Origin of the sequence: Roseateles koreensis (assembly GCF_028595305.1) — a bacterium.
Taxonomy (GTDB): domain Bacteria; phylum Pseudomonadota; class Gammaproteobacteria; order Burkholderiales; family Burkholderiaceae_C; genus Paucibacter_A; species Paucibacter_A koreensis.
The window spans coordinates 39003-55619 of the sequence record NZ_JAQQXS010000002.1 but is presented as its reverse complement, the minus strand read 5'-3'; the positions used below and the strand labels follow the sequence as shown (position 1 = coordinate 55619).

The 16617-nt window shown below is 60.6% G+C and carries 18 protein-coding genes and 1 tRNA gene; 9 read left to right on the top strand and 10 right to left on the bottom strand.

The window, feature by feature from the left end:
* The first annotated feature begins 162 nt into the window (after positions 1 to 162).
* Complete coding sequence (locus tag PRZ01_RS02100; protein ID WP_273595104.1) at positions 163 to 624, top strand: DUF2867 domain-containing protein; 462 nt, start codon at positions 163 to 165, stop codon at positions 622 to 624.
* A gap of 166 nt (positions 625 to 790) precedes the next feature.
* Here the strand turns inward: PRZ01_RS02100 and PRZ01_RS02095 are convergent.
* Together PRZ01_RS02095 and ispB are read right to left on the bottom strand one after the other, a co-directional pair.
* Positions 791 to 867, bottom strand: a tRNA-Pro gene (locus PRZ01_RS02095).
* Between the two features lie 84 nt (positions 868 to 951).
* Positions 952 to 1914: an octaprenyl diphosphate synthase gene (gene ispB, locus PRZ01_RS02090; protein ID WP_273595103.1), complete on the bottom strand. Its 963-nt coding sequence runs from the start codon at positions 1912 to 1914 to the stop codon at positions 952 to 954.
* Between the two features lie 332 nt (positions 1915 to 2246).
* On the opposite strand from ispB, the gene rplU reads away from it, so the two are divergent.
* The 4 genes from rplU (at position 2247) to proB (ending at position 5354) form a co-directional block, all read left to right on the top strand.
* On the top strand, positions 2247 to 2558 hold the full coding sequence (gene rplU / locus PRZ01_RS02085) for a 50S ribosomal protein L21 (protein WP_273595102.1): 312 nt from the start codon (positions 2247 to 2249) through the stop codon (positions 2556 to 2558).
* Between the two features lie 42 nt (positions 2559 to 2600).
* Positions 2601 to 2858 carry a 50S ribosomal protein L27 gene (gene rpmA, locus PRZ01_RS02080; RefSeq protein WP_124447444.1) on the top strand — a complete coding sequence of 86 codons (258 nt, stop codon included), beginning with the start codon at positions 2601 to 2603 and terminating at the stop codon, positions 2856 to 2858.
* Between the two features lie 215 nt (positions 2859 to 3073).
* Complete coding sequence (obgE, locus tag PRZ01_RS02075) at positions 3074 to 4159, top strand: GTPase ObgE (protein WP_273595101.1); 1086 nt, start codon at positions 3074 to 3076, stop codon at positions 4157 to 4159.
* Between the two features lie 73 nt (positions 4160 to 4232).
* Entirely contained in the window at positions 4233 to 5354 is a 1122-nt protein-coding gene (proB, locus tag PRZ01_RS02070; RefSeq protein WP_273595100.1) for a glutamate 5-kinase, read from the top strand.
* A gap of 78 nt (positions 5355 to 5432) precedes the next feature.
* On the opposite strand, the gene PRZ01_RS02065 is transcribed toward proB, so the two are convergent.
* Positions 5433 to 6041: an RNA pyrophosphohydrolase gene (locus PRZ01_RS02065; RefSeq protein WP_273595099.1), complete on the bottom strand. Its 609-nt coding sequence runs from the start codon at positions 6039 to 6041 to the stop codon at positions 5433 to 5435.
* Between the two features lie 149 nt (positions 6042 to 6190).
* On the opposite strand from PRZ01_RS02065, the gene PRZ01_RS02060 reads away from it, so the two are divergent.
* From PRZ01_RS02060 to PRZ01_RS02050, 3 genes are all read left to right on the top strand, one after another.
* Complete coding sequence (locus PRZ01_RS02060; RefSeq protein ID WP_273595098.1) at positions 6191 to 7936, top strand: proline--tRNA ligase; 1746 nt, start codon at positions 6191 to 6193, stop codon at positions 7934 to 7936.
* Positions 7937 to 8013: 77 nt separating this feature from the next.
* Positions 8014 to 8616, top strand: a complete 603-nt coding sequence (locus tag PRZ01_RS02055; protein WP_273595097.1) for a lytic transglycosylase domain-containing protein — start codon at positions 8014 to 8016, stop codon at positions 8614 to 8616.
* A 277-nt stretch (positions 8617 to 8893) separates the two neighbouring features.
* On the top strand, positions 8894 to 9538 hold the full coding sequence (locus PRZ01_RS02050; protein ID WP_273595096.1) for a PEP-CTERM sorting domain-containing protein: 645 nt from the start codon (positions 8894 to 8896) through the stop codon (positions 9536 to 9538).
* Between the two features lie 104 nt (positions 9539 to 9642).
* On the opposite strand, the gene PRZ01_RS02045 is transcribed toward PRZ01_RS02050, so the two are convergent.
* From PRZ01_RS02045 to hemA, 6 genes are all read right to left on the bottom strand, one after another.
* Positions 9643 to 10215 carry a UbiX family flavin prenyltransferase gene (locus PRZ01_RS02045; RefSeq protein ID WP_273595095.1) on the bottom strand — a complete coding sequence of 191 codons (573 nt, stop codon included), beginning with the start codon at positions 10213 to 10215 and terminating at the stop codon, positions 9643 to 9645.
* Positions 10216 to 10222: 7 nt separating this feature from the next.
* Complete coding sequence (gene grxD, locus PRZ01_RS02040; RefSeq protein WP_273595094.1) at positions 10223 to 10540, bottom strand: Grx4 family monothiol glutaredoxin; 318 nt, start codon at positions 10538 to 10540, stop codon at positions 10223 to 10225.
* 82 nt (positions 10541 to 10622) lie between these two features.
* Positions 10623 to 11288: a hypothetical protein gene (locus PRZ01_RS02035; RefSeq protein ID WP_273595093.1), complete on the bottom strand. Its 666-nt coding sequence runs from the start codon at positions 11286 to 11288 to the stop codon at positions 10623 to 10625.
* 100 nt (positions 11289 to 11388) lie between these two features.
* Entirely contained in the window at positions 11389 to 12219 is an 831-nt protein-coding gene (gene prmC / locus PRZ01_RS02030) for a peptide chain release factor N(5)-glutamine methyltransferase (RefSeq protein ID WP_273595092.1), read from the bottom strand.
* Positions 12220 to 12221: 2 nt separating this feature from the next.
* Positions 12222 to 13316 carry a peptide chain release factor 1 gene (prfA, locus tag PRZ01_RS02025; protein WP_273595091.1) on the bottom strand — a complete coding sequence of 365 codons (1095 nt, stop codon included), beginning with the start codon at positions 13314 to 13316 and terminating at the stop codon, positions 12222 to 12224.
* Positions 13317 to 13393: 77 nt separating this feature from the next.
* Positions 13394 to 14719 (bottom strand): glutamyl-tRNA reductase, encoded by a 1326-nt coding sequence (gene hemA / locus PRZ01_RS02020; RefSeq protein ID WP_273595090.1) that lies wholly within the window; start codon positions 14717 to 14719, stop codon positions 13394 to 13396.
* 145 nt (positions 14720 to 14864) lie between these two features.
* Between hemA and PRZ01_RS02015 the strand changes: the two genes are divergently transcribed.
* The gene (locus PRZ01_RS02015) at positions 14865 to 15137 is read left to right on the top strand and encodes a hypothetical protein (RefSeq protein WP_273595089.1); all 273 of its coding nucleotides are present in this window, start codon (positions 14865 to 14867) and stop codon (positions 15135 to 15137) included.
* A gap of 17 nt (positions 15138 to 15154) precedes the next feature.
* On the opposite strand, the gene miaB is transcribed toward PRZ01_RS02015, so the two are convergent.
* Positions 15155 to 16495 carry a tRNA (N6-isopentenyl adenosine(37)-C2)-methylthiotransferase MiaB gene (gene miaB, locus PRZ01_RS02010; RefSeq protein WP_273595088.1) on the bottom strand — a complete coding sequence of 447 codons (1341 nt, stop codon included), beginning with the start codon at positions 16493 to 16495 and terminating at the stop codon, positions 15155 to 15157.
* Positions 16496 to 16617 lie beyond the last annotated feature (122 nt).

The window sequence follows — 16617 nt, the reverse complement described above, 5'->3', positions numbered from 1 at the left end:
TTTGCCTATCCAGAGGCTTTGGTGCAGGAGTTTGAGCACTTTCGGCTTTTTGGGGAGCGAGTACCTCTATAGTTGCCTGTCCTTTGCGCAGGCTGTAGGCCTACCTTCATGATTCGTGCTCAAGTCAGTAGCGTTCCCGCTTTCAGCGCCTTGCGCGCGAGCTTGGACACAGCCTATTTTCACGACTGCTATAGCGTCGAGTTGCCTGTCGACGAGCGAAGCCCGCTTGAACTCTATTTGAGCGTTGTTTCGCACACGCCGGGGTGGATCGACGCCCTCATGAAATTGCGCAACAAGATCGTTGCGCGCTTGGGGCTCAAGGACCTGGGTGCATTGAGTCACATCGACCCAGGCAAGCCTGCACAGGACTATCGTGTTGGCGACCAAGCGGGCATCTTCAAGCTGCTTGAAATTCATGAGCACGAGGTTGTTCTTGGCGAAACCGACAAGCACCTGGACGTCAAGATTTCCGTCACCCGACAAGACCTACCCAGCGGTGTCGTGGTGTCGGTGGCGACGGTGGTTCACGTCCATAACGCTATGGGGCGTGTGTATATGTTTTTTGTCAAACCTGCGCACCGAATCATGGCTCCGGCGACAGTCTCACGGCTGACGTCGCGTTAGTGTGGTGTTGTGTATGCGGTGTGCCTGTGCCGACGCGTCAGGCGGCATTGAGCGGTTGGAATGACCGCGGGGTCGCGGCGCGAAGAATTTGCGCTGATTTGACGCAAGTGCCAATCCAAAGAAAAAAGCCCAAGTGATCGATTCACTTGGGCTTTTTTGTTTGATTTGGTCGGGGTGAGAGGATTCGAACCTCCGGCCTCCACGTCCCGAACGTGGCGCGCTACCTGGCTACGCTACACCCCGACTGGGTGTTCTTTTTGGGCTGTTCTTTGTCTTGTTCTTTGAACAGCGGGTCGGTTGCTTGAGTCTTTCGGATCTCTCGGCTCTTTAAAAAGAGCGCTCAACCGACTGAGCCGCAAATTCTAGCAGAGATTCTCGCCAATCGCTGTCGGGTAAGAGATTCAGGCATTCGCGAGCCCGCTCGGCTTCTTTGCGGGCGGCGGCGCGTGTGGCTTCGAGTGCGCCGGTTTCGCGCACGATCGCGACGATTTCGGCCAGGCGTTCTTGCTCGCCGTGTTCAATGGCGTGGCGCAGCAATTGGCGTTGGTCGGGTGAGCCTCGCTCCATGGCGATCAGCAGGGGCAGGGTAGTTTTGCCTTCGCGCAAATCGTCGCCCACGTTCTTGCCCAGAGCAGTGCTGTCGCCCTCGTAGTCGAGAACGTCATCAACCAATTGGAATGCGGTACCCAGGGCGCGGCCATAGCTGGCGCAGGCTTCTTCGATTTCAGCTGAGGCGTCGGCCAATACTGCGCCAAGGCGAGCGCTGGCTTCGAATAGCTTGGCGGTCTTGTAGCGGATGACGCGCAGGTAACTGTCTACGCTGATGTCAGGGTCGTGCATGTTCATCAACTGCAGCACCTCGCCTTCGGCGATGACATTGGTGGCTTCGGCCAGCACTTCAAGCACGCGCAGGCGGTTGACCGACACCATCATCTGGAAGGCGCGTGAGTACAGAAAGTCACCGACCAGCACGCTGGCCGCATTGCCAAACAGGGCGTTGGCGGTTTTCTTGCCGCGCCGCAGAGACGACTCGTCCACCACGTCGTCGTGCAGCAGGGTGGCGGTGTGGATGAATTCAACCACCGCGGCCAGCTCAAAGCGCTCTGGGCGCGTGTAGCCCAATGCGTTGGCGAACAGCAGTACCAGCTTGGGTCGCATGCGTTTGCCGCCTGCATGCACGATGTAGCCGGCAATCTGGTTGATCAGGGCAACGTCGGAACTCAGGCGGCGGGCGATGACTGCATCAACCTCGAGCATTTCTGCGGCGAGTGTGTTGAGTGTTTCGCTCAAGCGGGGACGTGGGGAGGGGGACGAAGCAGGCGCAGCGTGCACTCTCGGCTCTCATTGGGACGGAGGGCAGATTATAGGAACAGCTGAGCGCTGTCGCCCCAAGCCTGCGCGGCTTTGTATGCCGCTGTCGTGCAATCGCCGCGACCGGAGCGGTGATTTGCCAAACTTAAAACAGGTGCTATACTCGCGGGCTCTGCTACTTTTGAGTGGTAGGGTTGAGGTTCGTGCTCAAGCTTAGGGGTTGGTAGTTACCCGACGAAATGCCAATGGTATGTCGATGGGTTGCCGATGCCGGGGTCAAAGGCCGAACAGGTTTAATTGAAAGGGCTGATATGTACGCGGTCATAAAAACCGGCGGTAAGCAATACAAAGTTGCTGCCGGCGAAAAGATCAAGATAGAACAGATTGCTGCGGATGTTGGCCAAGAGATTGTGATCGACCAAATTTTGGCTGTCGGCAACGGCGCTGAATTGAAGGTTGGCACTCCCTTGGTTGCTGGCGCAAGCGTTTCTGCCACTGTTGTGGCTCACGGTAAGCACGACAAAGTGCGCATCTTCAAGTTGCGTCGTCGTAAGCATTACAAGAAGAGCCAGGGCCACCGCCAGACGTATACCGAGCTGTTGATCAGCGCGGTCAACGGCTGATCGGACGTCTTCTTCTTCGCTAACAGTTCAAGGAGCTAATCCATGGCACAGAAAAAGGGCGGCGGTTCCACACGGAACGGCCGCGACTCCAAACCTAAGATGCTCGGTGTGAAGGCCTTTGGCGGCCAGACCATCTCTGCAGGTTCCATCATCGTGCGTCAGCGCGGTACCAAGTTCCATCCCGGCACCAATGTCGGTATCGGCAAGGACCACACGCTGTTCGCTCTGGTTGACGGCCAAGTGTCGTTCGCCATCAAGGGTGAGAAGAGCCGTCAAACCGTGTTCGTCACCCCGGTCTGAATTTAATTCAGGCATCGTGACAACACGCATCGCCGATTGGGGGGCATTGCCGCCCATCGGCGACCCAAAGCCCCGGCTTGCCGGGGCTTTTGCTTTTTGTGGCTGACCTCGGTTGGGGTGGGTTCATGCAGCCTGCCTGGCCTTAAAATCAAACATTGGCCACGCGCCATGTCCCTGCAGCCGCATTCAAAGCGAACAAGGCTTAGAACAAATATATGAAGTTCATCGACGAAGCCACCATCGATATCGTGGCCGGCAATGGTGGTGCCGGCTGTGCGAGCTTTCGCCGCGAAAAATTCATTCCCTTCGGCGGGCCTGATGGCGGTGATGGCGGGCGTGGCGGCAGCGTGTTCGCCGTCGGTGACGTCAATCTCAACACCCTGATCGACTACCGCTATGCGCGTCGCCACGAGGCCCGTAACGGCGAGGCCGGACGGGGCTCCGACTGCTATGGTGCTGCCTCGGACGACATCATCCTGCGCATGCCGGTCGGCACCATCATCCGCGATCTGGAAACTGATACCGTGATCGCCGAGCTGCTGGAGCCGGGTGAGAAGGTTTTGCTGGCCAAGGGCGGCGACGGCGGCTTCGGCAATCTGCACTTCAAGACCAGTACCAACCGCGCACCGCGTCAAAAGACGCCCGGCTGGCCCGGCGAGGCCAAGAAGGTCAAGCTGGAGCTGCGCGTGCTGGCGGATGTTGGCTTGCTGGGGCAACCTAATGCGGGCAAATCAACGCTGATCACGGCGGTATCCAACGCCCGGCCCAAGATTGCCGACTACCCCTTCACCACGCTGTACCCAAACCTCGGCGTTGTGCGGGTTGGGCCGGAGAAGAGTTTTGTCGTTGCAGACATCCCCGGTTTGATTGAGGGGGCGGCTGAAGGCGCTGGCTTGGGCCATCAATTCTTGCGCCACCTGCAGCGCACCCGGTTGCTGCTGCATGTGGTGGACCTGGCGCCGTTTGACCCGGCGGTGGATCCGGTTGTCGAGGCCAAGGCCATCGTGGCCGAGCTCAAAAAATATGACCAAGCTCTGTACGACAAGCCGCGCTGGTTGGTGCTCAACAAGCTGGACATGGTGCCTGAGGACGAGCGAGCTAAGCGCGTCAAGGATTTCGTCAAGCGTTACAAGTGGAAGGGCCCGGTGTTTGAAATTTCGGCCTTGACCCGTGACGGTTGCCAAGGCTTGGTACATGCCATTTATGACCATGTGGCCTCGGCCCAGCGCGTCATTGTGGAAGTCGACCCGCGCTTCCCTGAGGGCAAGCCTGTCGCCGCTGCTGAAGACGACGCAGCATGAGCGCCGCGCCGGGCCGCCCCCAGCAAGCTCCTTCCCGCTTGGCGGGTCCGGCCGCAGGCCGAGGGGTGTTTCAATGAGTGCCGCGCTGAAAGGCGCCCGGCGCATTGTTGTTAAGGTGGGCTCCAGCCTGGTGACCAACGAAGGTCGCGGGGTGGATGCCGAAGCCATCGCCAATTGGTGCCGTCAATTGGCGGCGTTAGCGGCCGATGGGCGCGAACTGGTCATGGTTTCCAGCGGGGCCATCGCCGAGGGCATGAAGCGCTTGGGCTGGACCACCCGGCCGAAGGAACTGCATGAATTGCAGGCCGCTGCGGCGGTCGGTCAGATGGGCCTGGCCCAGATGTACGAAACCAAGCTGCGTGAGCAGGGCATGGGTAGCGCGCAAGTGCTGTTGACCCATGCCGACTTGGCCGACCGGGAGCGCTATCTCAATGCGCGCTCGACCTTGCTGACCCTGCTGCAACACCGTGTGCTGCCGGTCATCAATGAGAACGATACCGTCGTCAACGACGAAATCAAGTTTGGCGACAACGATACCTTGGGTGCGCTGGTAGCCAATCTGGTGGAGGCTGACGCGCTGATCATCCTGACCGATCAGCGTGGCCTGTACTCAGCCGACCCGCGCAAAGACCCACAGGCTCGCTTCATCGATCAGGCGCAGGCGGGCATGCCTGAGTTGGAGTTGATGGCGGGCGGGGCGGGCTCAAGCCTCGGTCGTGGCGGCATGATCACCAAAATTCTCGCTGCCAAACGGGCCGCAGGCAGTGGCGCCAACACCGTCATTGCCTGGGGCCGCGAGCCCGATGTCTTGCTGCGCCTGGTGGCCGGTGAGGCAATCGGCACCGCGCTGCTGGCAAGTACCCAGAAACTGGCGGCTCGTAAGCAATGGATGGCCGATCATCTGCAGATGCGCGGTGCGGTGACGATTGATGCGGGAGCTGCCACCAAGCTGCAGGCTGAAGGCAAAAGCCTGCTCTCCATCGGCGTGGTGGAGGTTCAAGGCGAATTCCATCGCGGCGATGTGATCGCGGTGCGTGAGCCCGGCGGACGAGAACTCGCCCGGGGGCTAACGAATTACTCCAGCGCCGAGGCGCGCCTCATTTCACGCAAACCTTCCAGTGAGATCGAGCGTGTGTTGGGTTACGTGGCCGAAGCTGAGTTGATCCACCGCGACAACATGGTCTTGACGGGCTAACGGGAAAACCGGCTGACTTGCGCCGATGATTTGACGGCAAGGGCGCCTGTGAAGGCGCCCTTTTTCGCAGATGGGCCGCTAATCTTGAGGTTCAGCGCAGCCGGATGAGTCTGCCGACGTGCCTGCACCCCCGGTTGAAGGGCTGGCGAAATCGTCGTGCCGCCCATGGGGGTGGGGTCGCAAGCCGGCGCGCAGATAGCGGTTGTGCTGGTTGATGCGTGGCAGGTAACGGGCCAGTTCGGTGAGCGCGTTTTCATACACGCCGCGCTTGAACTCGATCACCGCCTCCAGTGGCACCCAGTACTCGTTCCAGCGCCAGGCGTCGAACTCCGGATGGTTGGTTGCACGCAGGTTCATGTCGGAATCCCGCCCCAATAATTGAAGCAGGAACCAGATCTGCTTTTGCCCGCGGTAATGCCCCCGCGCGTCGCGGCGGATGAAGTGGTCGGGCACCTCATAACGCAGCCAGTCTCGGGTACGCGCAATGATGCGCACATGGTCAGGAACGAGCCCCACTTCTTCGTGGAGCTCGCGATACATCGCCTGCTCAGGCGTTTCGCCGTAATTGATGCCCCCTTGCGGGAACTGCCAGGAATGTGTGCGGATGCGTTTGCCCCAGAACACTTCATTCCTGTGGTTGAGCAGGATGATGCCGACGTTGGGCCGGAAGCCTTCACGGTCGAGCATAATCAACCTCGAATCTATAGTTGGTTTGATTATTGCATTGGGATGCCCTGTTGGCATCGTCCTCGCTTTCCCTGACCCCGTCCTTTCTCCTTGTTATTTCCAGCTTCGCACACCGTTGCGAGGCGTTATTTTTTGAGTCCGCCGCCGCCATGAAAGCTTCCCAGTTTTTTGTTTCCACCCTCAAAGAAGCCCCCGCCGATGCCGAAGTCGTCAGCCATCAATTGATGATGCGCGCCGGCATGATCAAACGCCTGGGCGCCGGTATCTACAACTACATGCCAATGGGTTTGCGGGTTATTCGCAAGGTGGAAGGCATCATCCGCGAGGAGATGAATCGCGCGGGCGCCGTCGAGTTGCTGATGCCCGTGGTACAGCCCGCCGAACTGTGGCAGGAGACCGGCCGCTTCGACAAAATGGGCCCTGAGTTGCTGCGCGTGAAAGACCGCCATGGCCGCGATTTCATCATCCAGCCCACGTCTGAAGAGGTGATGACTGACATCGCCCGTCAGGAGTTGCGCAGCTACAAGCAATTGCCCAAGAATTTCTATCACATCCAGACGAAATTCCGCGACGAGCGCCGTCCGCGTTTCGGCATCATGCGTGGCCGCGAGTTCACTATGAAGGATGCCTATTCCTTCGACCGCGACGTGGCCACCGCCACGCTGAGCTACCAGAATATGTACGCGGCGTACCAACGCATCTTTGGTCGTTTTGGCTTGGAGTTCCGCGCTGTGGCTGCTGATACGGGCGCCATTGGTGGCGAACTCTCGCACGAATTCCAGGTGATCGCTGACACGGGTGAAGACGCCATCGTCTACTGCCCCGGCAGCGACTACGCCGCCAATATCGAGTTGGCTGAAGGCGTGGCCCTGGCTGCAGAACGTGCTGCCGCCACGCAAGACCTGACCCTCACACCCACGCCCGGTAAATGCACCTGTGAAGACGTGGCTGCCTTGCTGGGCCTGCCGCTGTCGCAGACCGTCAAGTCATTGGTACTGGCTACCGATGAATTGGATGACGAGGGCCTGATCGTCAAGTCCACCGTCTGGCTGCTGCTGCTGCGCGGCGATCACGATTTGAACGAGGTAAAGGCGGGCAAGATCGAAGGCCTGAAGGGCGGTTTCCGCTTTGCCACGCACGCCGAGATCGACGATCATTTCGGTTGCAAGCCCGGCTATCTGGGGCCGATCAAAATGCTCAAGCCTGTGAAGGTGGTGGCCGATCGCACCGTGGCCCTGATGAGTGATTTTGTCTGCGGCGCAAATCAGCCCGAACACCACTACACCGGCGCCAACTGGGGCCGTGACTTGGCCGAGCCCGATGTGGTGGCTGACATCCGTAACGTGGTGGCTGGCGATCCTTCGCCCGACGGCAAGGGCGTGCTGGCCATTCAGCGCGGGATCGAGGTGGGGCATGTGTTCTTGTTGGGCACCAAGTATTCCAAGGACATGAATGCCACTTTCCTCGACGAAAACGGCAAACCGCAGCACATGGTGATGGGCTGTTATGGCATCGGCGTGACCCGAATTTTGGGCGCCGCCATTGAGCAGAACCATGATGCCCGCGGCATCATCTGGCCGGAGGCTATCGCGCCCTTCAGCTTGGTGATCTGCCCGATCGGCATGGACCGCAGCGAAGAGGTCAAGGCCGCGGCACATAAGCTGCATGATGAGCTTGCCGCCCTGGGTGTGGATGTGTTGCTGGACGACCGGGGCGAGCGTCCTGGTGCCATGTTTGCCGACTGGGAGTTGATCGGTGTGCCGCACCGCGTCGTGATCTCCGATCGTGGGCTGAAAGAAGGCCAGGTCGAATACCAAGGCCGTCGTGACACCGAGGCAGGCAAGTTGCCGGTGGCCGATCTTTTGCTTGAATTGAAAGCCAAGCTCAAGCTTTGAGCCGGACGCTGAATCCGAAGTTGAGCTTGCCGCCGCCGCACTGCTCCCCCCTGAGGGCGAAGCCCCGCCGGCAATTCTTGCTGTCCGGCCTGGCGGGGTGGGCGTCGGCGGTCTTGCCGCAGCCAGCGCATGCGGGCGCGCAGGTCGAGGAGCCGCTGGCGGACGCGGTGCGCACGGCGCTCAGCGCAGCGGTTGCCAACAGTGCGCCGCCCAAGCCGCATTTTGACAATATCGAGGCCAGGCTGGCTTATCTGCGCTGGCTGGGCACCATGAGCGAGCGACTCAAGCCTCGCAAGACCGAAGCCCAGACGCGCATTGAGTTTTTGGAAACGCTTTGGTATGAGTCCAAACGTGCCGGCCTGGAGCCCAGCCTGGTGCTGGGCTTGGTACAAGTGGAAAGCGGTTTTCGGAAATACGTGATCAGCAGCGCCGGGGCGCGCGGCTATATGCAGGTGATGCCGTTTTGGATGAACGCCATCGGCGACGGCAAGGCCTCCCGGCTTTTCCATATGCAGACCAATCTACGCTTTGGCTGCGTGATCTTGCGTCACTACCTCGACCGCGAGCGCGGTGATGTGTTCCTCGCGCTGGGCCGGTACAACGGCAGCCGTGGCCGCCCTGAGTACCCGCGGGCCGTGCTGGCGTCGCGCCAACAGTGGCTGATGCCAGGCGACACCTAGCACCCTCATATGTGGGAGGGTGCGATGTTGTTTGCCCACAAAAGAGCGATCGAATCGCTCAGGCATTGAAGCCAGCCTGTCCCCATTGGGCGGGACTGCACGGAATGCACCCTAGCGTGCGTGCGGTCTGATTTGCTGTATCTCAACCCCATTTGATTGAATTGATCTGCAGTGCGCCCAAAGGCGCCAGCTAACACAGATCTTTAGGCGCTTTGTCGCGTAAAAAATTAATGAAAATGTCTAATTTGATACTAATCATGATTCTGTGGACTCAAAAATGAATCCACAAAACAAATTAGGAACAAAAATGAGTTACTTTAAATCTGTTTTTATCATTTCGTCCATGATGTTGAGTGGGTTAGCCAACGCAGCGCCAACAGTCTCTAACTTGACGAGCGGCTTCTCGCTGACCCACTTCACGCCAGCAATGTCTACCTCCCTCGGCAATCCCGCGCTGGGAACCGGCGCACTGAATAAGGACAGCACGCTGTTTTGGGTCGACGAAAAAACGGTCAATGGCCAAAAGTCTTACTACATTTCGTTTGAGCCTGGACAGCAGCAGAACATCTTCGCCACCCTGAACTTTGGTTCCAAAGTTTTGGCGGTTTATGACACAGCCGCTGACTTGGCCAGCACAACCTCGACATATGGCGCGTCTGGCATCAACTACGGGACTTCCAACCACATTGGTGAAGAAGTCAATTCTGCTTGTGCATCGACGCCGACGGTCAGCGACACGACGTTTGACTGCCATTGGGTGTCTGGCAACACGGTTTCGCTCAACTGGCGTGCTGACGGTGTGGGCGACGCCATTCGTGTGCTCGTGGCCGCTTCGCCGGTTCCTGAGCCTTCGACCATGGCACTCATGTTCGGTGGCTTGTTTGCCGTGGGCGCCATTGCGCGTCGTCGCGCCAAGGCATAATTTTCTTTGACTTGCAACGGCAGGGGACCATGCCATCACGGTGAGGCCCCTCCCGAATGCGCCTGATGAGGGCGTTTTTTTCGCGTTCACAAACTCAGCGTGTGCTAACTGCGCAGACCACCCCAGGCTTTGGGCTCGGCGCCAGTGACCCCCGCCAATTCCAGCACCCGCTCAGCGCTTTCGTTCACCAACTCCTCAATACTTTGCGGATGGTGATAGAAGGCTGGCAAGGGCGGAAACACGACTGCGCCCATTTCGGTCGCCGCCGTCATATTGCGCAGGTGCGCCAGGTTGAAGGGCGTCTCCCGAACCATCAAGATCAGTCGGCGGCGCTCCTTCAGCGTCACATCGGCGGCGCGGGTCAACAAGTTGTCGCCAAAGCCGTGGGCTACGGCCGCCAGCGTTTTCATGGAGCAGGGCGCAATTACCATGGCTGCGGTTGAAAAGCTGCCGCTGGCCACGCAGGCACCCACGTCACCGGGCGCGTAGGCAAAGCTGGCTTCGCGCTCCAAGGCCTGCCGATCCATGCCCAATTCATGGTGCACATTCAAGACACCCGCGGGCGTGACGATCAGGTGAGTCTCAAGCCCTAACTCCCGACCTCGGCGCAACAAGCGCAGCGCATAGGTGGCACCTGTGGCGCCGGTGATGCCGACAACAAGCCTTTGGGCGCTCACCCGGGACTTAGGCGTTTGCGGCCAGGGTTTGGTGCAATTCGCCGGACTCATACATCTCCATCATGATGTCCGACCCGCCCACGAACTCGCCATTGATGTACAGCTGCGGAATGGTGGGCCAGTTGGCGTAGTCCTTGATGCCTTGGCGCACGGCTTCGTCTTCCAGCACGTTGAAAGTCTTCAGGTCGGTGACGCCTGCGGCCTTCAAAATTTGAATAGCGCGGCCAGAAAACCCGCACATGGGGAACTGCGCCGTACCTTTCATGAACAGCATCACCCGGTTGTTCTTGACCAGATCGTCAATGCGTTGCTGAACGTCGCTCATGGCTTTTCTACCCCAGTAAATGAATGAAATGACTGGGGGGATTATCGGTCACTCGGGAAACCCCTGCGACACGTCGGTGCACTCAATAGTTGTAGGACAGGCCTAGCTGCAGCACGGGCTGGAAGCGCATGTCGCGCAGCAGCTCTTCCATGTTGGCGGGCCGGCTGTTGCCCAGGCGCAGGCTGTTGCTGCTGCCCAGCAAGCCCAGATCGGCGCTGAACCCCCATCCGCCGTGAATCGATTGACCTGAATAGCCCAGGCCCAGGTAGGACGCCGTTGCCGCTGGGTCACTGGGAACGGCCGACGGTAGCGCATATCCCAGGCTAAGTTGGCTGACCGACAGGTTTTGCCCCAGCTTGAAGGCGTTGCTGCCCAAGGCCAAACCGTAGCCTCCTGCTTGTGTGGCGGACAGCGGGCCCAGCATCATGCCACCGGTGGCTCGCAGGCCGCCTTTGATTTGGGTCAACCCGGAGCGGGTGAGGAAGTAATCGCCCATCAGGCGCGCACTGAGCAAGCGGGAACTACCGGGGGCGCCTGCCGCTGAGCGTTCCAGGCTGCCCAACTCCAGGCGGGCTTGCCAGGTTGGTACTTCCAGGCCGGCGGACAACGCGTTGGCCTCCAGTTCGCCTGCACGGCTGGTGCTGGGGAGCAGCGCCATCAGGCTGATGAGACTGACCAAGCTGAGTGCAGTCCCCGCCATGGCCGTAGGCTTGCTCGAGAGCAAAGGTGAGTGGCGCACGATCTTCATGGCGGTCTCCTGCGGCAGTGGTTTTGATCTGATGCTACGTCAGTCGGCCCCGCGTGAGAATGAAATATTGCCGTCGAAAGCCCTGCTTATATCGATATTTTCAACCCGGCCAACGACCGCCGCTGACTCTGGGTTGTGCCCCTAAGTCGTGGCGCAAAGCGAGGTCGACAAAGCCGCGCCGTTGTAGCTCGCCCGCCACGGCGTCGGCCTGGTCGTAGCCATGTTCCAGCAGCAGAAAGGCGCCGGGCTGCAGGTGACTGGGGGCGCCGTTGATCAAGGTCAGCAAGTCTCGCAAGCCGGTTTGATCGTCGGCGCCAGGCGTCAGGGCGCTCAAGGGCTCAAAACGCAAGGCGGGCAGGTGGTGGTCCTCGCCGGCGATATAGGGCGGGTTGCTGACGATCAGGTCAAAGCGCTGCCCGGCCACGGGTTGCCACCAGTCACCTTGGTGAAAGTGCACAGGCAGGCCGAGTGTTTGCGCGTTCTGCCGGGCAACCGCCAGCGCGCCGGGGCTGAAGTCGAGCGCGTGCATGTCGATGGCCGGAAGGCTCGCCTTGAGCGCCAGGGCGATGGCGCCGCTGCCGGTGCCGAGGTCGAGTACACGCGGCTGGCCTGGCAGCTCGCGCAGAATTTCAAGCGCCCAATCCACCAAGGTTTCGGTGTCGGGGCGCGGAATCAGCGTATCGGGCGTGACGCGCAGGCGCAGCCCATGAAATTCTTTTTCACCGGTCAGGTAGGCCACAGGCATGCCATCGGCCCGTTGTTGAAACTGCTTCGCCAGGGTTTGGGCCATGTCGGCGGACAAGGGCGCGTCATCATGGCTGATCAACCACGCGCGGTTTTTTTGCAGCAGGTGGCACAGCAGCAACTGCGCATCCAGGCGATCCAGGCCCAACTGCTGGGCATGGGTCAGGGCAGCCCTAACGTCATTCATCATCAGGCTTTGCCTTCTTCCAGCAAGGCCAATTGCTCGGCCGCCTGCGCGGCTTGAAGCCCGGCAGCCACGTCGCCCAGGTCGCCGTCCATGATGGCGCCCAGCTTGTAGAGCGTGAGGTTGATGCGGTGGTCGGTCAAACGCCCCTGCGGGAAGTTGTAGGTGCGGATGCGGTCGCTGCGGTCGCCGGTACCAATCAGGCTCTTGCGGGCGGCGGCGTCTTTGGCGGCACGCTCATTGCGGTCTTTGTCGCGCAGGCGGGCGGCCAGCACGGCCAGGGCCTTGGCCTTGTTGCGGTGCTGGCTGCGGTCATCCTGGCACTCGGCGACGAGGCCGGTCGGCACGTGGGTGACGCGCACTGCGCTGTCGGTTTTGTTGATGTGCTGCCCGCCTGCGCCGCTGGCGCGGTAGGTGTCGATGCGCAGTTCGGCGGGGTTGAGCGTGATTTCTTCGGTCTCGTCTGGCTCGGCCAACACCGCCACGGTGCAGGCGCTGGTGTGAATGCGCCCCTGCGACTCCGTGGCCGGCACGCGCTGAACCCGGTGGCCCCCGGACTCGAACTTGAGGCCGCCATACACCTTGTCGCCCTCGATGCGGATCACCAGCTCTTTGTAGCCGCCTAGATCGGACTCGTTGGCGGAAAGAATCTCGGTTTTCCAGCCTTGGCGCTCCGCGTAGCGCAGGTACATGCGCGCCAGGTCAGCGGCAAACAGGGCGGATTCATCGCCGCCGGCACCGGCGCGGATCTCCAGAAAGGCCGGGCGTTCGTCGTCCGGGTCTTTGGGCAGCAGGGCCAGTTGCAAGGCCGCATGCAAGCGGGCCATCGACGCTTCGGCCTTGGCAATTTCTTCGCGGGCCATGTCGGTCATATCAACCATGGCCGGGTCATTCAGCCAAGCGCGGGCTTCAGCCAGATCGGCTTCACTTTGCTGGTACTGGTGGTATTGGCTGACCAACTCGTTGATGTCGGCCTGTTCTTTGGTGAGCGTTCGGTAACGCTTCATGTCGGCGGCTGCCGCGCCGTCGGCCAAGATGGTGTCAAGCTCGCTCAGGCGATAGGCGAGGCGCTCGAACTGCTGACGCAGTGAGTCTTTCATGGCGGAATTGCTTTCGTGAAACGGGCGGGAGCGCCCCAGAAAAGGGACGCTGCAAGGTGCGGGCGCACGCGGCGCCGCTAATGCTCTTCCGACCGGGTCACGGCATTGGCCGGGTTGCGGCTGCTGCCCCGCAGGAACAGGCGCGACACGGTTTGCGCCAGTTGCACGCGATGCTCGCCGTCACTGGCATGCAATTCAGCCAGGGTGCCGTGCAGCATCTTCTGGGTGAGGCCGCGAGACAGGGCCTCCAGTACTTCGTCAACGTCGGCGCCTTTGGCCAGCAGTTTGCGGGCGCGAGCAATTTCATGTTCGCGCCAGCCATCGGCCTGGGCATTCAGGGCCTGGATCAGTGGCACCGTGTGGCGCTGACCCAGCCAATGCACAAAACTCTGCACGCCGCTCTCGATGATGGCTTCCGCCTGCTGCACTGCAGCTTGGCGCTTTTCGCCAGCGGTTTGTACCAGGGTAGCCAACTCGTCGACGGTGTAGAGGTACACATCGTCCAGCTTGGCCACTTCAGGCTCGATGTCGCGCGGCACCGCCAGATCGACCATGAACATGGGGCGGCGTCTGCGGGCTTTCAGCGCACGCTCCACTGCACCCAGGCCGATCAGCGGCAAACTGCTGGCGGTGCAGGAAATGATGGCGTCGAACTCATGCAGGCGCTGCGGCAGATCGGCCAGCCGAATGGCCTCGGCACCCAAGCGGCCGGCGAGCTTCTCGCCCCGCTCAAGGGTGCGGTTAGCGACCGCCATGGATTTGGGGTTGCGCGCCGCAAAATGGGTGGCCACCAGCTCAATCATTTCGCCGGCGCCGACGAAGAGCACATGAATCTGCCCGAGGTCTTCAAACAGCTGGGCGGCCAGCCGCACCGACGCCGCCGCCATGCTGATGGAGTGGGCGCCGATCTCCGTGGAGCTGCGCACTTCTTTCGCGACGGAGAAACTGCGCTGAAACAACTGGTGCAGGGTGGTGCCCACGGTGCCGGCCTGGTTGGCTTCCCGAACGGCCTGCTTCATCTGACCAAGGATTTGCGGCTCGCCCAGCACCATGGAGTCCAGCCCGCTGGCCACGCGAAAGGCGTGCCGTGCTGCCGCGCCGCCTTCCAGCACATAGGAATGATCCATGAGGGCACTGGGCCCGACGCCGCCAATGCTCGCCAACCAATCCACCGCAGACTGCACCATGCTGGTGTCACCGGCCACATACAGCTCGGTGCGGTTGCAGGTGGACAAAATAGCGGCTTCAGTGCCCGCAAGCGTGCCGGCAAGTGGGCGTGCCGGTTGCATTTGTTGCCGAAAACCCAGCAAAGTGGGGGCCAATTGCTCCAGCGTGAACGCAAAACGGCCTCGCAAATCCAGCGGTGCGGAGTTGTGATTCAGGCCGAGGGCGAAAACTGACATGGCTGGATTATAAAATTGACATTCGCCGTCACGCGGCAAACCGTCGGTGAGGCCGCGACATTGTGACCACCTTGAGCTTGACTTGGCTCAAGGTCGTGTCGGATTTCTGCGGCTGCCGGATTTTCGACTTCAACCAGTGAATCCTTTGAGCCCACTCGACGCTTTTTTGCACCTTGCTAACTTTTTCGCCCCAGCCTGGAGTGTTGCTGCTTTGTTGGCCTTGTTCGCCAAATTGCTGTGGCGTCAGGCGCTTCAGTCGCAGCCTTGGTCGCAATTGCTGTTCTGGGGTGGCTTGGGCGGTAGCCTCGGTGCGCTGGCGGCTCTGGTGCTGCTGGGCCATGACGGCAAGATGCTGGGTTATGGCCTGATGCTGCTGGGGGTTAGCCTGCCGCAGTGGTGGCTGACCCTCAAACGCTGAGCTTCAGCGGACAGATTTCAGACGCCGACCAACTCCGCGGTGAGTACTTCGGCGCGCAGGGAGTGCGCAAAGGCCTGGGTGATGTTGACGTCCACCAACTGATTCATCAGGCGCGGGTGACCTTTGAAGTTGACGATGCGGTTGCACTCGGTGCGGCCCATCAATTCACTGGCATCTTTGCGCGCATTGCCCGTCACCAGGATGCGGTGGGTCTGGCCCACCATGGTCTGGCTGATGGCCAGCGTGTTGGCCTCGATCACGGCTTGCAACTCTTGCAGGCGCTTGACCTTGACTTCATAGGGCGTGGTGTCCTCCAGCGCTGCGGCGGGCGTGCCGGGGCGCGGGCTGAAAATGAAGCTGAACGAGGCGTCGAAGCCGATATCGTCCACCAACTTCATCAGCTTGGCGTGGTCTTCTTCAGTCTCACCGGGGAAGCCAACGATGAAATCGCTGGCGATGCGGATGTCGGGCCGGATGGCGCGCAGCTTGCGAATCGTGCTCTTGAACTCCAGCGCCGTATAGCCGCGCTTCATCGCCATCAAAATGCGGTCGCTGCCATGTTGCACGGGCAGATGCAGGTGATTCACCAACTGCGGCACCTTGCCAAAGGCGTCCACCAGCCGCTGGCTGAACTCGTTAGGGTGGCTGGTGGTGAAGCGCAGGCGTTCAATGCCTGGGATTTCACCGCAGTACTCCAGCAGCAGGGCGAGGTCGGCATATTCATGGGTGCCGCCCATCTGGCCACGGTAGGCGTTGACATTTTGGCCCAGCAGATTGATTTCCGTGACGCCCTGGTCGGCCAGGCCGGCAATCTCGGTCAGCACGTCATCAAAGGGGCGCGACACCTCCTCGCCACGGGTGTAAGGCACCACGCAGTAAGAGCAGTACTTGGAGCAGCCTTCCATGATGGAAACAAAGGCTGAGGCGCCTTCCACCTTGGCAGGCGGCAGGTGGTCGAACTTTTCGATCTCGGGGAATGAAATGTCCACCTGCGGGCGGCGCTCGTCCCGGCGGGCGGCCAGCATGGCGGGCAGCCGGTGCAGGGTTTGCGGGCCGAACACCACGTCCACATAAGGCGCACGTTCAATGATGGCGGCACCCTCTTGACTGGCCACGCAGCCGCCGACGCCGATCAAGACGCCTTTTTCCTTCAGGTGCTTGATGCGGCCGAGGTCGGAAAATACCTTCTCCTGCGCTTTCTCGCGTACGGAGCAGGTGTTGAACAAAATCAGGTCGGCCTGCTCGACGTCGTCGGTTTTCTCGTAACCTTGGGCCGCGCCCAGCACGTCGGCCATCTTGCCCGAGTCGTACTCGTTCATCTGGCAGCCAAAGGTTTTGATGAAGACTTTTTTGCTCATGGGGATCGTCATTGATTTGTAGGGTGCCAGGCCAATCGCGGGTCTGCGCGAACTGCCTGGCTACGGCCAAGGGCGTGGCCAATTTTTGAAACGATGGGCTGCAGCGGAGGGTGCAACCGCGC

Bases quoted from the DNA above. Each gene is read 5' to 3' on its own strand.
- prfA (WP_273595091.1), bottom strand. From the start codon at position 13,316: ATGAAAGACTCACTGCGTCAGCAGTTCGAGCGCCTCGCCTATCGCCTG.
- obgE (WP_273595101.1), top strand. From the start codon at position 3,074: ATGAAGTTCATCGACGAAGCCACCATCGATATCGTGGCCGGCAATGGT.
- PRZ01_RS02060 (WP_273595098.1), top strand. From the start codon at position 6,191: ATGAAAGCTTCCCAGTTTTTTGTTTCCACCCTCAAAGAAGCCCCCGCC.
- PRZ01_RS02035 (WP_273595093.1), bottom strand. From the start codon at position 11,288: ATGAAGATCGTGCGCCACTCACCTTTGCTCTCGAGCAAGCCTACGGCC.
- miaB (WP_273595088.1), bottom strand. From the start codon at position 16,495: ATGAGCAAAAAAGTCTTCATCAAAACCTTTGGCTGCCAGATGAACGAG.
- rpmA (WP_124447444.1), top strand. From the start codon at position 2,601: ATGGCACAGAAAAAGGGCGGCGGTTCCACACGGAACGGCCGCGACTCC.
- proB (WP_273595100.1), top strand. From the start codon at position 4,233: ATGAGTGCCGCGCTGAAAGGCGCCCGGCGCATTGTTGTTAAGGTGGGC.
- grxD (WP_273595094.1), bottom strand. From the start codon at position 10,540: ATGAGCGACGTTCAGCAACGCATTGACGATCTGGTCAAGAACAACCGG.
- PRZ01_RS02050 (WP_273595096.1), top strand. From the start codon at position 8,894: ATGAATCCACAAAACAAATTAGGAACAAAAATGAGTTACTTTAAATCT.
- PRZ01_RS02065 (WP_273595099.1), bottom strand. From the start codon at position 6,041: ATGCTCGACCGTGAAGGCTTCCGGCCCAACGTCGGCATCATCCTGCTC.
- rplU (WP_273595102.1), top strand. From the start codon at position 2,247: ATGTACGCGGTCATAAAAACCGGCGGTAAGCAATACAAAGTTGCTGCC.
- prmC (WP_273595092.1), bottom strand. From the start codon at position 12,219: ATGAATGACGTTAGGGCTGCCCTGACCCATGCCCAGCAGTTGGGCCTG.
- hemA (WP_273595090.1), bottom strand. From the start codon at position 14,719: ATGTCAGTTTTCGCCCTCGGCCTGAATCACAACTCCGCACCGCTGGAT.